The organism is Streptomyces cahuitamycinicus (assembly GCF_002891435.1).
Classification (GTDB): Bacteria; Actinomycetota; Actinomycetes; order Streptomycetales; family Streptomycetaceae; genus Streptomyces; species Streptomyces cahuitamycinicus.
Window position 1 is genome coordinate 17,026 of sequence record NZ_POUC01000041.1, and the last position, 14,931, is coordinate 31,956.

General features: G+C 71.7%; 15 protein-coding genes. 9 read left to right on the plus strand and 6 right to left on the minus strand.

Going from position 1 to position 14,931, the window contains the following annotated elements; genetic code table 11:
• Nucleotides 1-73 precede the first annotated feature (73 nt).
• The 4 genes from C1J00_RS08475 to C1J00_RS08490 all read left to right on the plus strand — a co-directional run bounded on the left by C1J00_RS08475 (nucleotide 74) and on the right by C1J00_RS08490 (nucleotide 4,629).
• Nucleotides 74-1,879, plus strand: a complete 1,806-nt coding sequence (locus C1J00_RS08475) for an ABC transporter transmembrane domain-containing protein (RefSeq protein ID WP_102908418.1) — start codon at nucleotides 74-76, stop codon at nucleotides 1,877-1,879.
• A complete protein-coding gene (locus tag C1J00_RS08480) occupies nucleotides 1,876-3,657 on the plus strand; it encodes an ABC transporter ATP-binding protein (protein WP_102908419.1) in 1,782 nt (593 codons plus the stop codon). The genes C1J00_RS08475 and C1J00_RS08480 overlap by 4 nt, the downstream gene beginning before the upstream one ends.
• Before the next feature lie 220 nt (nucleotides 3,658-3,877).
• Nucleotides 3,878-4,348, plus strand: a complete 471-nt coding sequence (locus C1J00_RS08485) for a DUF5709 domain-containing protein (protein ID WP_102908428.1) — start codon at nucleotides 3,878-3,880, stop codon at nucleotides 4,346-4,348.
• 35 nt (nucleotides 4,349-4,383) lie between these two features.
• Nucleotides 4,384-4,629 carry a type B 50S ribosomal protein L31 gene (locus C1J00_RS08490; RefSeq protein ID WP_102908420.1) on the plus strand — a complete coding sequence of 82 codons (246 nt, stop codon included), beginning with the start codon at nucleotides 4,384-4,386 and terminating at the stop codon, nucleotides 4,627-4,629.
• 24 nt (nucleotides 4,630-4,653) lie between these two features.
• Here the strand turns inward: C1J00_RS08490 and C1J00_RS08495 are convergent, their stop codons facing one another.
• Nucleotides 4,654-5,448: a metal-dependent hydrolase gene (locus tag C1J00_RS08495; protein ID WP_102908421.1), complete on the minus strand. Its 795-nt coding sequence runs from the start codon at nucleotides 5,446-5,448 to the stop codon at nucleotides 4,654-4,656.
• A 145-nt stretch (nucleotides 5,449-5,593) separates the two neighbouring features.
• Here C1J00_RS08495 and C1J00_RS08500 point away from each other — a divergent pair, with 145 nt between their 5' ends.
• From C1J00_RS08500 to C1J00_RS08515, 4 genes are all read left to right on the plus strand, one after another.
• Nucleotides 5,594-8,107, plus strand: coding sequence for a DEAD/DEAH box helicase (locus C1J00_RS08500; RefSeq protein WP_180989462.1), 2,514 nt, complete (start codon nucleotides 5,594-5,596; stop codon nucleotides 8,105-8,107).
• A gap of 37 nt (nucleotides 8,108-8,144) precedes the next feature.
• Nucleotides 8,145-9,017: an acyl-CoA thioesterase gene (locus C1J00_RS08505; RefSeq protein WP_033307195.1), complete on the plus strand. Its 873-nt coding sequence runs from the start codon at nucleotides 8,145-8,147 to the stop codon at nucleotides 9,015-9,017.
• A gap of 139 nt (nucleotides 9,018-9,156) precedes the next feature.
• A complete protein-coding gene (locus C1J00_RS08510) occupies nucleotides 9,157-10,053 on the plus strand; it encodes a DMT family transporter (protein WP_102908430.1) in 897 nt (298 codons plus the stop codon).
• Nucleotides 10,054-10,069: 16 nt separating this feature from the next.
• Nucleotides 10,070-10,819, plus strand: a complete 750-nt coding sequence (locus C1J00_RS08515; protein ID WP_102908422.1) for an SDR family oxidoreductase — start codon at nucleotides 10,070-10,072, stop codon at nucleotides 10,817-10,819.
• A 127-nt stretch (nucleotides 10,820-10,946) separates the two neighbouring features.
• Here the strand turns inward: C1J00_RS08515 and C1J00_RS08520 are convergent, their stop codons facing one another.
• From C1J00_RS08520 to C1J00_RS08535, 4 genes are all read right to left on the minus strand, one after another.
• Complete coding sequence (locus tag C1J00_RS08520) at nucleotides 10,947-11,732, minus strand: Fpg/Nei family DNA glycosylase (protein WP_102908423.1); 786 nt, start codon at nucleotides 11,730-11,732, stop codon at nucleotides 10,947-10,949.
• Nucleotides 11,733-11,742: 10 nt separating this feature from the next.
• Complete coding sequence (locus tag C1J00_RS08525; protein WP_102908424.1) at nucleotides 11,743-12,114, minus strand: VOC family protein; 372 nt, start codon at nucleotides 12,112-12,114, stop codon at nucleotides 11,743-11,745.
• Nucleotides 12,000-13,139: a DUF6397 family protein gene (locus tag C1J00_RS08530; protein ID WP_245936260.1), complete on the minus strand. Its 1,140-nt coding sequence runs from the start codon at nucleotides 13,137-13,139 to the stop codon at nucleotides 12,000-12,002. Before C1J00_RS08530 ends, C1J00_RS08525 begins: the two co-directional genes overlap by 115 nt.
• A 125-nt stretch (nucleotides 13,140-13,264) precedes the next feature.
• A complete protein-coding gene (locus C1J00_RS08535; RefSeq protein ID WP_102908425.1) occupies nucleotides 13,265-13,678 on the minus strand; it encodes a roadblock/LC7 domain-containing protein in 414 nt (137 codons plus the stop codon).
• Nucleotides 13,679-13,782: 104 nt separating this feature from the next.
• Here C1J00_RS08535 and C1J00_RS08540 point away from each other — a divergent pair, with 104 nt between their 5' ends.
• The gene (locus tag C1J00_RS08540) at nucleotides 13,783-14,211 is read left to right on the plus strand and encodes a PPOX class F420-dependent oxidoreductase (RefSeq protein WP_102908426.1); all 429 of its coding nucleotides are present in this window, start codon (nucleotides 13,783-13,785) and stop codon (nucleotides 14,209-14,211) included.
• A gap of 25 nt (nucleotides 14,212-14,236) precedes the next feature.
• Here the strand turns inward: C1J00_RS08540 and C1J00_RS08545 are convergent, their stop codons facing one another.
• On the minus strand, nucleotides 14,237-14,842 hold the full coding sequence (locus tag C1J00_RS08545; RefSeq protein WP_102908427.1) for a GTP-binding protein: 606 nt from the start codon (nucleotides 14,840-14,842) through the stop codon (nucleotides 14,237-14,239).
• Between the last annotated feature and the right edge of the window lie 89 nt (nucleotides 14,843-14,931).

Sequence of the window (14,931 nt, forward strand, 5' to 3'; positions counted from 1 at the left end):
GAACCTGTCACGGTTTGCTGCCTTCGGCCGGGCCCCATCCCCCCATCCCCCTGACACGAGCCACTGGGACGTCATGCAGATTCAAGACCTTCCGTATCCCGACCCGGGTGCGCCCGACGCGCGTTCGGGTCCCCGATTCCTGTGGTGGCTCTTCCGCAATCAGCTGGACGGTCAGCTCAAGTCGCTGGCCTGGGGGCTGCTGCACTTCACCTCCGTCGCCGCGCTGCCGTTCTGCGTCGGCGTCGCCGTCCAGGCCGTCGTGGACCGCTCCGGAACCCGGCTCGCCCTGGCGGGCGGGCTGCTGGCGCTCGCCTGCGTCGGCAACGCGGTCGGCGACACCTTCCTGCACCGCACCGCGATCACCAACTGGATCACGGCCGCCGCCCGCGTCCAGCAACTGCTCGCCCGCAAGGCCGCCCATCTGGGCTCGGCGCTGACCCGGCGCGTCGCGGCCGGTGAGGTGGTCGCCGTTTCCACGGGCGACGTGGAGAAGATCGGCTGGTTCGTCGAAGCCCTGTCCCGCTTCACCGCGGCCGTGGTCACCGTCGTCCTGGTCTGCGTCGGCCTGCTGGTCTACCAGCCGGCGCTCGGCGTGGTCGTCGCGGTGGGGCTGCCCGCACTGGCGCTCGCCGTGCTGCCGCTGCTCCCCCGCGCCACCCGGCGCGCCGACACCCAGCGCGAGAAGGCCGGACGCGCCACCGAACTCGCCTCGGACACCGTCGCCGGCCTGCGTGTGCTGCGCGGCATCGGCGGCGAGGAGCTGTTCCTCGACCGTTACCGCAGCGCCTCCCAGGAGGTCCGCCACGCGGCCGTGCGCAGCGCCCGCATGTGGTCCCTGATCTCCGCGATCCAGGTCCTGCTGCCGGGCCTGCTGCTCGTGGCCGTCGTCTGGTACGGCGTGCGGCTGGCGCGCGAGGGCCGGATCACCGTCGGGGAACTGGTCACCGTCTACAGCTCGGTCATGGTCCTCACCTATCCGCTGCGGCACTTCGAGGAGATCGCCATGGCGTACTCCTTCTCCCGGCCCTCCGCCAAGCGGGCCGCGGGAGTGCTGTCGCTTCAGCGGCCCACGGACACCGCGGGATCGCGCGCGGCCGAGGTTCCGTCAGGCGACCTGTACGACCCGGACACCGGGCTGCTCGCGCTCGCCGGGCGGCTGACGGCCGTGGTGTGCGGCGACCCGGACGCGGCGGGCCTGCTGGCTGAACGGCTGGGCGGACACCCGTCCCAGGAGGGCGCCTCGGTTCTGCTGGGCGGTGTGCCGCTCGACGAACTCCCGCTGGACAGCGCCCGTACGGCCGTCCTCGTCCAGGACAAGGACCCGGTGCTGCTGTCCGGCACGCTGCGCGAGCTGCTCGACGTACCCGCGTCGGGCTCCGTCCGGCCGCATGAGGCACTGGCGGCCGCGCAGTGCGAGGACGTGCTGGCGGCGCTGGTGCAGGGCTCGCTGGACGCGGCCGACCCGATGGACGCCCGGATCACCGAACGGGGCCGGTCCCTGTCCGGCGGCCAGCGCCAGCGGCTCGCCCTGGCCCGGTCGCTGATCACGGACCCGGAGGCGCTCGTCCTGGACGAGCCGACCTCGGCCGTCGACTCGCACACCGAGGCCCGGATCGCGCAAGGCGTGCGGGAGTTGCGCGACGGGCGCACGACCGTGGTGTTCACCTCCTCCCCGCTGCTGCTGGACCGCGCCGACCGCGTCGTGTTCCTGCACGACGGCGAGGCCGTGGCGATCGGCGCCCACCGTGAGCTGGTGCGCACCGATCCCCGCTACCGGGCGGTGGTCACGCGCGAGACGGACGACGAGGCCGCGCTGAACGGCTCCGTCGCCCTGAGCGACGTCCTGCAGGAACTGGAAGAAATCGAGGAGAAGGCATGATCGGCGTAGCGCCACCGGCGTACGACCCGGCGGCCCCGACGACGGCGAACACCCTGCCGGTCGGCGCCCCCGAGACCGTCCGCGCCTACGTGGCCGAACTGCTGCGCCGGCACCGGCGGGCGTTCCTGCTGCTGGTCGCCGTCAATACGGCCGCCGTGCTCGCCTCGATGGCCGGCCCCTGGCTGCTGGGCGGACTGGTGGAGCGGGTGTCCGACGGGGCGCGGGACCTGCGGCTGGAACTCACGGCCGGGCCCTTCGTGGCCGCGCTGGCCGTCCAGGCCGTCTTCGTCCGTCAGGTGCGCCTGCGCGGCGCGATGCTGGGCGAGCGGATGCTGGCCGACCTGCGCGAGGACTTCCTCGTCCGGTCGGTCGGGCTGCCGCCCGGGGTGCTGGAGCGGGCCGGGACCGGCGACCTGCTGTCGCGCATCACGACCGACATCGACCGGCTGGGCAACGCGATGCGCGAGGCCGTTCCGCAGTTGTCGATCGGCGTGGTGTGGGTGGTCCTGCTGATGGGCGGGCTGGTGATCACGGCGCCGCCGCTGGCGCTCGCCGTTCTCGTGGCCCTGCCGCTGCTGATCGTCGGCTGCCGCTGGTACTTCCGGCGGGCCGCCTCGGCCTACCGTTCGGAGGCGGCCGGGTACGCCGCCGTCGCCGCCGCGCTCGCCGAGACCGTGGACGCCGGGCGCACCGTCGAGGCCCACCGCCTCGGCGAGCGCCGTGTCGCCCTGTCGGAGCGCCGGATCCGCGAGTGGACGGCCTGGGAGCGGTACACGCTCTGGCTGCGGTCGGTGCTCTTCCCGGTCATCAACACCACCCACGTGACCGTGCTCGCCTCGGTCCTGATGATCGGCGGCGTGTTCGCCCTGCACGGGTGGATCGACGTCGGCCAGCTGACGACCGGCGCCCTGATCGCCCAGATGCTGGTCGACCCGGTGGGCATGATCCTGCGCTGGTACGACGAACTGCAGGTGGCCCAGGTGTCGCTGGCCCGGCTCGTCGGAGTCCGGGACATCGAGCCGGACGCCGGGGACCCCTCGGTGGCCCCCGAGGGGCGGCACGTGCACGCCGACCGGGTGCACTTCGGCTACCTGGAGGGCGTGGACGTTCTGCGCAAGGTGTCCCTGGAGGTCTCTCCCGGCACCCGGCTGGCCCTGGTCGGCCCCTCGGGTGCGGGCAAGTCCACGCTGGGCCGGCTGCTCGCCGGGATCTACGCGCCCCGGGAGGGCCGGATCACCCTGGGCAGCGCCGAGTTGTCCCGGATGCCCGCCGAGCGCGTCCGCTCCCATGTGGCCCTGGTCAACCAGGAGCACCACGTCTTCGTGGGCTCCCTCCGCGACAACCTCCGGCTCGCGAGGACCGGTGCCGAGGACGCCGAGCTGTGGGCGGCGCTGGGCGCGGTCGACGCGGACGGCTGGGCCGGGACGCTGGAGAGCGGCCTGGACACCGAGGTCGGCTCGGGTGGTCTGGCGCTCACCCCGGCCCAGGCCCAGCAGATCGCGCTGGCGCGCCTGGTGCTGGCGGACCCGCACACGCTGGTCCTGGACGAGGCGACATCGCTGCTCGACCCGCGCGCGGCCCGCAACCTGGAGCGGTCCCTGGCCCGGGTCCTCGACGGCCGCACCGTCGTCGCCATCGCCCACCGTCTGCACACCGCCCACGACGCGGACGTCATCGCCGTCGTCGAGAACGGCAGGATCAGCGAGCTCGGCAGCCACGAGGAGCTGGTCGCCGCGGACGGGGCGTATGCGGCGCTGTGGAGGTCGTGGCACGGGTGAGCCGTGGCCCGGGCGTCGGGGCGGGCCCGGGGGCGCTCGCTCCGAGGGCCGCCGCGTCCTTGGCGTTGCGCGGTCCCGAGCCCGGGTGGAAGGCTGGAATCAGGCACCGGCTCGGGGGACGCCCGGGAACCAGCGGTTCGGGCGGCGTCAGTGCTCCGTGCGGCGGCGGCCCGGCACGGGCTCCGTGGACACGGGCCCGTCCCACCCCCTGGAGGTACCCGTGAACAGCTCCGACGGCTGGGGAGACGACGTCTACCAGCCGGACCAAGACGATCAGAGGGAGGACACGGGGCTGCTCGACGCCGAGGACACCCTGGAGAACGACGGCGTCGACGATCCCCTGGACCGGGGCTGGTCCCCTCCCGAGCGGCCCTGGGCCGTCGAACACCTCGGCGTGACCGCGGCCGAGCGGCAGCGGGGCGAGACGCTGGACCAGCGGCTCTCCGAGGAACTGCCGGAGGCCGCCGCCCCGGACGGTGACGGCCTCGGGGACTGTGACGGCACCGACGGGGAACTCCTGGACAACGAGGTCGGCGCCGCGCGCTCCGGCCGGCTCGTGGCACCCGACGAGGGCGCCCACGAGGACGAGGAGGAGGCACTGGTCGCCATGGACGTGGGCATCGACGGCGCCGCGGCGTCGGCCGAGGAGGCCGCCGTGCACATCGTCGACGAGGACACCCTGTCCGGCTGATCGCAGCACCGGCCCGAGCCGTTCGAGGAGCATTCATGCAGCAGGACAAGCACCCCGACTACCAGCCCGTCGTCTTCCGCGACCGCGCCGCAGGGTACGCGTTCCTCACCCGGTCCACCGCGACCAGCGACCAGACCATCGAGTGGGACGACGGCGAGACCTACCCGGTCGTCGACGTGGAGACCTCCTCGGAGAGCCACCCCTTCTACACGGGCAAGGCCCGCACGGTGGACTCGGAGGGCCGGGTCGCCGCGTTCGAGCGGCGCTACGGCGGCGGCTGAGAAAACCTCCCGCACCGGCTGCGCTCAGATGACGTTGAGCGCGGCCGCGCACCCCACCCCGCCGAGCAGCATGAACACCGGCATCAGCACCTTGAGCTCCACCCAGCTGCCCGCCCGGAACCGCATGACCTTCGGCGGCCCGATCGGATACCAGCGCTTGCGCCCCACCGGTATGGGCCACAGGATCGGGCAGCCGGACACCGTGAGTGCGTCCCCGATGTCGTGCACGATCGCGCCCAGCACCACCGGCAGTCCGAGCCACAGGTACTCCTGGCCCGGCGCCGTGAACAGCCAGTCCGCACCGTTTCCGGGCTTGTCCAGTACGCCCGCGAGGATCCACGCGGTGGTCGCGGCCAGCAGCCACACCAGGACCTCACTGCTGGAGCCGCGCGTCGCCCGCCACAGCAGGCCCTCGATGGCCAGGACCATGTGCACGAAGAGGATCGCCAGCACGCCCCAGCGGTCGCTGGTGATCGCCACCACCGAGGTGCCCGCCCCGATCAGCACCGCCCACAGCCAGGTGTGCGTGAGGGTGCGGTGACCGCCGGAGCGGCGCGGGTCGCCCTGCTTCCTGGTGGCCTTGTAGACGGCGTACGACAGCTTGTCGACGATCTCGCACAGCCAGCGCGACACCGGTCCGAAGGACCGGGAGATGGTTGCCGCCTTGTGGTCGAGGTCCGGGGCCAGGGCGGCACCGGCGCAGATCAGGGCGCCTACGAGGAGGACCGGCCAGGGCATCGTGTGCCCGGCCGCCGCGGCGGCCGCGCCGACGCCGAGCCAGGCGGCGGCTCCCGACAGTGAGTGTGCTGGTCCCATCATGGCCGCTCGCCGCCCCATTCATCGTGTGCCGCTGTCCAGTTGACCGGGCGTGCTGACGTCCCGCCGGCGCCCCAGCGTAGCGTTCGTGATCTTCGGCCCCGCAGCCGATTCCCGCATCGGGCATCGGGCCAGGCAAGATGGGGGCGTGACCCTCATCGATCAGCTGCCGCGGACCGCCGACCCCGACGCCCTGTACGAAGCCTTCGAGTCGTGGGCCGGCGAGCGGGGGCTCACGCTCTACTCCCACCAGGAGGAGGCGCTGATCGAGGTGGTCTCCGGGGCGAACGTGATCGTGTCGACCCCCACCGGTTCCGGCAAGAGCATGATCGCGGCGGGCGCGCACTTCGCGGCCCTGGCCCGGGACGAGGTCACCTTCTACACCGCCCCGATCAAGGCGCTGGTGTCGGAGAAGTTCTTCGAGCTGTGCAAGATCTTCGGCACGGAGAACGTCGGCATGCTCACCGGCGACGCCTCCGTGAACGCCGACGCCCCCGTGATCTGCTGCACCGCCGAGGTACTGGCGTCGATCGCGCTGCGCGACGGCAAGGACGCGGACGTCGGCCAGGTCGTGATGGACGAGTTCCACTTCTACGCGGAGGGCGACCGCGGCTGGGCCTGGCAGATCCCGATCCTGGAGCTGCCGCAGGCGCAGTTCGTGCTGATGTCGGCGACGCTCGGCGACGTCTCCTTCTTCGAGAAGGACCTCGCCCGCCGCACGAACCGCCCGACCGCGGTGGTCCGCTCGGCGACCCGGCCGGTGCCGCTCTCCTACGAGTACCGCTACACCCCGCTCACCGAGACGCTCACCGACCTGCTGGCGGCCCGGCAGGCGCCCGTCTACATCGTTCACTTCACGCAGGCGCAGGCCGTGGAGCGGGCGCAGGCGCTGATGAGCATCAACATGTGCTCGAAGGCGGAGAAGGAGCAGATCGCCGAGCTGATCGGCAACTTCCGCTTCACCACCAAGTTCGGCCGCAACCTTTCCCGTTACGTCCGGCACGGCATCGGCGTGCACCACGCCGGCATGCTCCCCAAGTACCGGCGTCTGGTCGAGAAGCTCGCGCAGGCCGGTCTGCTGAAGGTCATCTGCGGCACCGACACACTCGGCGTGGGCGTCAACGTCCCCATCCGCACCGTGCTGTTCACGGCCCTCACCAAGTACGACGGCACCCGTGTACGCACCCTGCGTGCCCGGGAGTTCCACCAGATCGCGGGCCGGGCCGGACGGGCCGGGTACGACACGGAGGGCTTCGTCGTCGCGCAGGCGCCCGAGCACGTCGTCGAGAACGAGAAGGCCCTCGCCAAAGCGGGTGACGACCCGAAGAAGCGCCGCAAGATCGTCCGCAAGAAGGCCCCGGAGGGCTTCGTCGCCTGGTCGGAACAGACCTTCGACAAGCTCATCGACTCCGAGCCGGAGCCGCTGACGTCCCGGTTCCGGGTGACGCACACCATGCTTCTGTCGGTGATCGCCCGCCCCGGCAACGCCTTCCAGGCGATGCGCCGGCTGCTGGAGGACAATCACGAGCCGCGCAAGCAGCAGTTGCGGCACATCCGCCGTGCCATCGCGATCTACCGTTCGCTGCTGGACGGCGGCATCATCGAGAAGCTCGACGAGCCGGACGCCACCGGCCGCGTCGTCCGTCTCACGGTCGACCTCCAGCAGGACTTCGCGCTCAACCAGCCGCTGTCCACGTTCGCGCTCGCCGCGTTCGAACTGCTCGACCCCGAGTCGCCGTCGTACGCGCTCGACATGGTGTCCGTCGTGGAGTCCACGCTGGACGACCCCCGGCAGATCCTCGCCGCCCAGCAGAACAAGGCGCGCGGCGAGGCCGTCGCCGCGATGAAGGCCGACGGCGTGGAGTACGAGGAGCGCATGGAGCGCCTCCAGGACATCACGTACCCGAAGCCCCTGGAGGAGCTGCTCTTCCACGCGTACGACACATACCGCAAGAGCCACCCCTGGGTCGGGGACCATCCGCTGTCGCCGAAGTCGGTCATCCGCGACATGTACGAACGGGCGATGTCCTTCACCGAGTTGGTGTCGCACTACGAACTGGCGCGCACCGAGGGCATCGTGCTGCGCTATCTCGCCAGCGCCTACAAGGCCCTGGACCACACCGTCCCGGACGACCTCAAGTCCGAGGACCTCCAGGATCTGATCGCCTGGCTGGGCGAGATGGTGCGCCAGGTCGACTCCAGCCTGCTGGACGAGTGGGAGCAGCTGGCCAATCCGGCGGAGATGACCGCCGAGGAGGCCCAGGAGAAGGCCGACGAGGTCAAGCCGGTCACCGCCAACTCCCGTGCCTTCCGCGTGCTGGTCCGCAACGCCATGTTCCGCCGCGTGGAACTGGCCGCCCTCGACCACGTCCGCGAACTGGGCGACATGGACGGGGAGTCCGGCTGGGACGCCGACGCGTGGGGCGAGGCGATGGACAAGTACTGGGACGAGTACGACGATCTCGGCACCGGCCCCGACGCCCGCGGCCCCAAGCTGCTGCTCATCGAGGAGGAGCCGGAGAACGCCCTGTGGCGGGTCCGGCAGATCTTCCACGACCCGAACGGCGACCACGACTGGGGCATCAGCGCGGAGGTCGACCTCACGGCCTCGGACGGGGAGGGCCGCGCGATCGTCCGCGTCACCGACGTCGGCCAGCTGTGACGGGCCGGGCAGCAGCGAGCACAGGAGAATCCCACCCATGACGACGAACCCGGCCGAGAGGCTCGTCGACCTGCTCGACCTGGAGCAGATCGAGGTCAACATCTTCCGCGGCCGCAGTCCGCAGGAGTCCCTGCAGCGGGTCTTCGGCGGGCAGGTGGCCGGGCAGGCCCTGGTCGCCGCCGGCCGCACCACCGAGGGCGACCGTCCCGTGCACTCCCTGCACGCGTACTTCCTGCGCCCGGGCCGGCCGGGCGTGCCGATCGTGTACCAGGTCGAGCATGTGCGCGACGGACGGTCGTTCACCACCCGCCGGGTCACGGCCGTGCAGCAGGGCCGCACGATCTTCAATCTCACCGCCTCCTTCCACAAGCCGGAGGAGGGCAGCTTCGAGCACCAGCTGCCGCCCGCCCGCAAGGTCCCTGATCCGGAGTCCCTGCCCACCGTCACGGACGAGATCCGGGAGCACCTCGGCGCGCTGCCCGAGCAGCTGGAGCGGATGGCCCGCCGCCAGCCCTTCGACATCCGTTACGTGGACCGCCTGCGCTGGACCGCCGAGGAGGCCCGGGACGCCGAGCCTCGCAGCGCCGTGTGGATGCGCGCGGTCGGGCCGCTCGGCGACGACCCGCTCGTGCACACCTGCGCCCTCACCTACGCCAGCGACATGACCCTCCTGGACGCGGTCCGCATCCCTGTCGAGCCGCTGTGGGGCCCGCGCGGCTTCGACATGGCGTCGCTCGACCACGCGATGTGGTTCCACCGTCCCTTCCGCGCGGACGACTGGCTCCTCTACGACCAGGAGTCGCCGATCGCCGTCGGCGGCCGCGGCCTGGCCAGGGGCCGGATCTACGACCGTGAGGGCCGGCTGGTCGTGTCCGTGGTGCAGGAGGGGCTCTTCCGGAAGCTGGGCTGACCCGGCCTGCCCGACGACCGGGGCGACGGTCGGGCCCGGTGCGCCTGGGCTCCGATCGCGCCCCCGGCCGGATCCGGCGACGATGGCAGGAGCAGGCACTGCCGACGTCACACGCCCGCCGATCCGGGAGGTGGCCACGCTGCACACCGTGCTCCCCGTCGTGTTCGCGATCTGCGCGGCCTTCAGCAACGCGGTGGCGACCGTGCTGCAACGCAAGGCGGCGCTCACCGTGCCGGCGTCCCAGGGGCTGCGGGCCGGGCTGATCGTCGATCTGCTGCGCCGGCCCGTCTGGCTCGCCGGCATCCTCGCCGTGATCGGCGCCGCCGTCTGCCAGGCACTGGCGCTGGCCACCGGTCCGCTGACGATCGTGCAGCCGTTGTTCGTGCTGGAGCTGCCGCTCACCCTCATCGTGGCCTCGCTGCTGATGCACCGGCATCTGCCGGGCATGGGCTGGCTGGCCGTGACCGTGGTGGTGGCAGGTCTGGCGATCGCGCTCGCCGCCGCCGCCCCCGCCGGCAACCGCACGCATGTGGCGCTGGACCGCTGGATTCCCGCGCTCGCCGTGTGCGCCGGGGCGGTCGTCGTCCTGGCTCTCGCCGCCCTCCGGCGCCCGGAGGGCCGGGCCCGGGCGGCCTGCCTGGGCGCCGCGACGGCGATCAGCTACGCGGTGACCGCTGCGCTGATGAAGGCCGCCACCCACATCCTCGACGATCAGGGCCTGGTGGGCTTTCTCACCGCCTGGCAGACCTACGCCTTCGCCGCCACCGGCGTGTGCGCCTTGTTCCTGCTGGAGAACGCCATGCAGGCCGGTCCGCTGGTCGCCTCCCAGCCCGCACTCACCCTCGGCGACGCCCTGGTGAGCCTCGCCCTCGGCATCATCCTGTACGAGGAGACCATCCGCTCCGGGTGGTGGCTGCTGCCGCAGCTGTTCGGCGTCGCGTTGATCGCCGCGGGGGTTCTCGCACTGGCGCGGATTCCGTTCACGCAGTCGCTGGTGGCTCCCGACGAGGAACGCGAGACCGCGGCGGCACCCTGAGCGAAGGAGGTCCACCATGGGACGTCTCGGCGAGCGGGTGGCGATCGTCACCGGAGGGGCCGGAGGCATCGGAAGTGCGGTGGCACGGGCCCTGGCGGCCGAGGGTGCCTCCGTCGTGGTCGCCGACGTCCGGGACGCCGAGGGGACGGACCTCGCCGCTGATCTCGGGGGCCCGGCCCGCTTCGCGCACCTGGACGTGACCAGCGAGGACGAGTGGCGGCGGACGCTGGCCGGCACAGAACAGGAGCTGGGCCCGGTCTCGGTCCTCGCCAACATCGCGGGCATCATCGACTGGGGCCCGATGGAGGAGCAGAGCCCCGCGTCCTTCCGGCGGGTCGTCGACGTCAACCTCACGGGTGCCTGGCTGGGCATGCGCGCGGTCGCACCGTCGCTGCGCCGGGCCGGGGGCGGCGTCATCGTCAACATGTCCTCTCTCGCAGGGCTGACCGCCTACGCCGGTGTCGGCGCGTACGCGGCCAGCAAGTGGGGGTTGCGCGGACTGACCAAGGCCGCCGCACTGGAGCTGGCACCCGACGGTGTACGGGTCTGCTCCGTCCATCCCGGTGCCATCCGCACCCGGATGACGGCCGGTTTCGGTGACGCCTACACGGCGGGGCAGCCCATTCCCCGGTTCGGGGAGCCCGAGGAGGTCGCCCGCATGGTCCTCTTCATCGTCATGGACGCAACCTTCTCGACGGGCAGTGAGTTCATCGTGGACGGCGGCATCCTGGCCGGGGCACCGGCCGTCCTGACTCCAGACGACTGAGCCGCCGGGAGAGGCCCTGCGACCGGGCCGTCCGGCGACCGGGCCCACCGGAAGGCCCGACGGGTGAGCCGGCGGGTGGCCCGGTTGTCCGGGCGGTCGGGCGGTCGGGCCGGTCTGAACAGTCCGTTCACCCGTCCGGCTGACACCACGGGCACCAGACCGTGCCCCGGCCGGCCATACGGGATCTGCGCAGGCCGGTGCCGCACCGCGGGCACTCCGGGCCCCGGTCGTCCCGGTGACCGGTGAGCCAGGTGGCACGCGGGGGTACGCACCCGGCGGTGACGGAGGAGCGCAGGGTGCGCCGCATCTCGCTGAACAGACGACGTCGGTCCTCCGGCGTCAGGTCACGCGCCCCCCGGTCGGGGCGAAGCCGGGCCCGCCACAGGATCTCGTCGGCGAGCAGATTGCCGAGGCCGGCGAGGACGGACTGGTCGGTGAGGACCGTCTTCAGATGCCCGCGGCGCGACGACAAAACCTCCTCGAACTCCTCACGGCCAACCGCCAAGGCGTCGGGCCCCTGCCGCCGCAGCAGCCGCTTCACGTCGGACTCGTCGTGGGCCAGCCAGAGTCCCTGCAGCTTGCGCTGGTCACGAAAGCGCAGCTGACGAGCGCCGCCCAGGGTGAACAGAACGCGGTCGTGCGCCTCGACGGGATCATCGGCCTGCCCGCATACCAGCCTCCCCGTCATGCCGAAGTGCAGTACGAGAGTGGGGCCGCCGGTGCGGGCCAGCAGCCACTTGCCGTGTCGCTGCGGTGCGCCGAACCGCCTTCCTTCCAGCGCGTCCCGCAGTCGCCGGGCGTCGACCCCGTGCAGGACACCCGCGTCCCGCACATCGACGCGCCGGATGACGCGTCCCTTCGCGCAGGACTCGAGCACCTGTCGGAAGCCCTCGACATCGGGGAGCTCGGGCACGGCCGGTGGGTCAGGTTTCCTGGAGGACGGACAGCACGTTCCCCGCGGGGTCGGTGAACCAGGCGATCAGCGGGCCGCCGCCGCGGAAGATGCCCTTGTCGTCCGTCTTGAGGTGGTCGTAGCGCTCGAAGCGCACCCCTTTCCCGGCCAGCTCGTCGACCGCGGCCTCGATGTCGTCGACCGAAAAGTTGAGGATGGTGAAGGTGGCCGGGGTGTGGTCCGGCTTGGGGTAGACCAGGGTGTCCCGGTCACCCGCGAGGTGCAGGATCAGCATCCCGTTCTCCTCGGACACGCGGAGCCCGAGCGTGTCTGCGTAGAACGCCCTTGCCGCCTCGATGTCGTCCACCGAGAACCCGCTGAACGCCTTCGTCGTACCGAACATGATCGCCTCCCGGGGACAGTCTCCTCAGGGGAAGACCCGAGCGCATCCGGAAACTCATCGGTCAGCGGGCCGACCAGCGGTGATGCCGTAGCGCGGGGGTCATCCGGCCAGCCGTCGGCCTCTCCGGCGGAGCCAGCTGAGCAGGCCGTGGGGAGGAGCGGGCTCCGAGGGTGCGGGCCGCTCTTCCATCGGAGCCGGGCCGGGGCGAGCGGAGGGGGTCCGGTCGGCGGCGTCGGCGGGAGCCCTTCCGCCACGGGGTGCCGTCGTCGGGCCTCCTCCATCGTGTGGGCCAGGTCCGTGCGGAACCAGGCCACCTCGTCCGGCTCACTCGCCGTCATCAGCTTCTCCGCCAGTTCGGCGGTGGCTGACCCCGGGGCGCCGTGCGCCGGGAGCCGGGGGCGGCAGTGGGCCAGGCGGGCACGCTCGTGGAGGTCCTGGATGACCTCCGCCACGTCGGCCGGGGTGAGGAGGCAGGCGACCGCTGCCGCGCGTGCCCAGGGGTCGTCCCCCGCCTCCCGCGTCAGGAATCCGACGTGACGCCCCCGCCAGTTGCGGGGCCGCCGGTCCATTCCGGCCTTCAGGCCTTCGCGGATCTCGATGGGCGTGCGGTGCGCGGTCAGCAGCCGGGCGTTGCTCTTCTCGGCCGCGAACTGCCGTAGCTCTTCGGCCAGATACAGCCACACGACGGTCCGATAGCGGTTGAGGTAGAAGGTCACCGGGACGAGCAGGCCGTAACGCGCCAGGCTCGTGAACCTGGTGGGTGCCGCGTCCATGAGCCGGGCTCCCTCGGTGGTACCGACGGTCGCGACGCGCTCGCGCAGGATGTCCGGAAATCCCTCCCCGGAGCGCAGCCGGTCGATTTCGCTCCGGGCGACGCGTCGGCCCCCGCCCCCTTCGTCGGGAACGGTCCGGATGAGCCCCAGGTTCACCGCGAGGTCGAACTCGCTCCGCTTCAGGCCCAGTTCGCGGGCGGCCCGGCTCGGGGCGCAGGTGAGGCGGTCGGGTGTCGTGCCGGTGCGTGACATGGTAGGTCTCCCCCGTGGAGTCAGCGGCTCACGCCGTGTGCGATCGCCGTGAAAAAACCGTAGCCGGTTCGGCGTATCTCGTGGCGAGCCTGTGGATAACTCCACGGGGAGGACGAACGTGCAGGTCAGAGGTCCGCGATCGGTTTTGGTTCGGGTTGGCGTGCGTCCACGTCGAGGTGCTCGCCGACCCGGTTGACCAGCAATGTCATCTCGTAAGCGATCTGGCCGATGTCGGCCTGCGCTCCGCTGAGTACGCACAGACAGCTGCCCGTTCCGGCTGCGGTGACGAAGAGCACCGCGTCGTCGAACTCGATCATCGTCTGGCGCACGCTGCCCGCGCCGAAGTGCCGTCCGGAGCCCTTGGCCAGGCTGTGCAGCCCGGACGACACGGCCGCGAGGTGCTCGGCATCCTCGCGGCGCAGTCCGGTGCTCGCGCCGGTCACCAGGCCGTCGTTGGACAGGACCAGTGCGTGCCGCACTTCGTGGACGCGCTCGGTCAAGTCGTCGAGCAGCCAGTCGAGTCCCTGGTTCTGCGCCATCTTCCGATCTCCCCGTTTTCTCCCCGTGTGATTCCCCTCCTGACCGGAGGATCTCCATCTCAGCCTTACCCACGACCGCGGCCGGGGCAAGGAGGATGGGAGCCATGGCAGAGAAGATGACCGACGCGCAATGGCGAGAGTTCGTTTCCCACGGCACCCGCACCGCGAAGCTGTCCACGGTCCGGGCGGACGGTAGCCCGCACGTGACCCCGATCTGGTTTCTGCTGGACGGGGACGAGGTGGTGTTCAACACCGGCAAGGACAGCGTGAAGGGGCGCAGCATCCTCCGGGACGGCCGGGTCGCCCTGTGCGTGGACGACGACAGGCCGCCGTACTCGTTCGTGGTGCTGCGGGGCCGTGCACGCGTCTCGGAAGACCTCGACGAGATTCGGCACTGGGCCACCCTGATCGGTGCCCGGTACATGGGCGAGGAGCGCGCCGGGGAGTTCGGCGCGCGCAACGGCGTGCCCGGTGAACTCCTCGTCCGTGTCACCGTCGACAGGGTGCTGGCGGAGCGGGACGTCGCCGACTGACCGCCGCCGGGCCCCTGGTCTCCGGTCAGCCGACCGAGTCGAGCAGCCGGGCGGTGTGCATCCGCCCGGCGTACTCGACGAGCCGGATCAGCACCTCCTTCCCCGAGTCACGGTCGCGGGCGTCGCACAGCACCACGGGCGTGCCCCTGTCGAGGTCGAGGGCGCGCGAGACGTCCGGGGCGCCGTGCCGCCGGGCGCCTGCGAAGCAGTTGACCGCCACGACGAAGGGGATGCGCCGGTGCTCGAAGTAGTCGACCGCGGGGAAGCAGTCCTCCAGGCGACGGGTGTCCGCGAGGACGACCGCGCCGAGCGCGCCTTGCGACAACTCGTCCCAGAGGAACCAGAACCGGTCCTGGCCCGGCGTGCCGAACAGGTACAGGGACAGGCCGGACCGGATGGTGATGCGCCCGAAGTCCATGGCGACGGTCGTGGTGGTCTTGTGGTCCACGCCGTCGGTGTCGTCCACCGACTGGCCTGCTTCGCTGAGGAGTTCCTCGGTGCGCAGCGGCCGGATCTCGCTGACGGCGCCCACCAGGGTGGTCTTGCCCACGCCGAATCCGCCGGCGACCAGAATCTTCAGCGCCAGTGCGGCGCTGTCGCCGCCCGGGGCGTCGGAGTGCTCGGAGACCATTGATCACTTCTCTCAGGAGTGCCGGGTGTGGTGAGTGCGTGCGTGGGTGGCGTTCGTGGGTGATTGCGTGAGCGCTGGGGGTGTGGGTG

What these genes read in the sequence shown, in the direction of transcription:
- C1J00_RS08475 (WP_102908418.1), top strand. Translation starts at nt 74, where the DNA reads ATGCAGATTCAAGACCTTCCGTATCCCGACCCGGGTGCGCCCGACGCG.
- C1J00_RS08480 (WP_102908419.1), top strand. Translation starts at nt 1,876, where the DNA reads ATGATCGGCGTAGCGCCACCGGCGTACGACCCGGCGGCCCCGACGACG.
- C1J00_RS08490 (WP_102908420.1), top strand. Translation starts at nt 4,384, where the DNA reads ATGCAGCAGGACAAGCACCCCGACTACCAGCCCGTCGTCTTCCGCGAC.
- C1J00_RS08495 (WP_102908421.1), bottom strand. Translation starts at nt 5,448, where the DNA reads ATGATGGGACCAGCACACTCACTGTCGGGAGCCGCCGCCTGGCTCGGC.
- C1J00_RS08505 (WP_033307195.1), top strand. Translation starts at nt 8,145, where the DNA reads ATGACGACGAACCCGGCCGAGAGGCTCGTCGACCTGCTCGACCTGGAG.
- C1J00_RS08515 (WP_102908422.1), top strand. Translation starts at nt 10,070, where the DNA reads ATGGGACGTCTCGGCGAGCGGGTGGCGATCGTCACCGGAGGGGCCGGA.
- C1J00_RS08525 (WP_102908424.1), bottom strand. Translation starts at nt 12,114, where the DNA reads ATGTTCGGTACGACGAAGGCGTTCAGCGGGTTCTCGGTGGACGACATC.
- C1J00_RS08530 (WP_245936260.1), bottom strand. Translation starts at nt 13,139, where the DNA reads ATGTCACGCACCGGCACGACACCCGACCGCCTCACCTGCGCCCCGAGC.
- C1J00_RS08535 (WP_102908425.1), bottom strand. Translation starts at nt 13,678, where the DNA reads ATGGCGCAGAACCAGGGACTCGACTGGCTGCTCGACGACTTGACCGAG.
- C1J00_RS08540 (WP_102908426.1), top strand. Translation starts at nt 13,783, where the DNA reads ATGGCAGAGAAGATGACCGACGCGCAATGGCGAGAGTTCGTTTCCCAC.
- C1J00_RS08545 (WP_102908427.1), bottom strand. Translation starts at nt 14,842, where the DNA reads ATGGTCTCCGAGCACTCCGACGCCCCGGGCGGCGACAGCGCCGCACTG.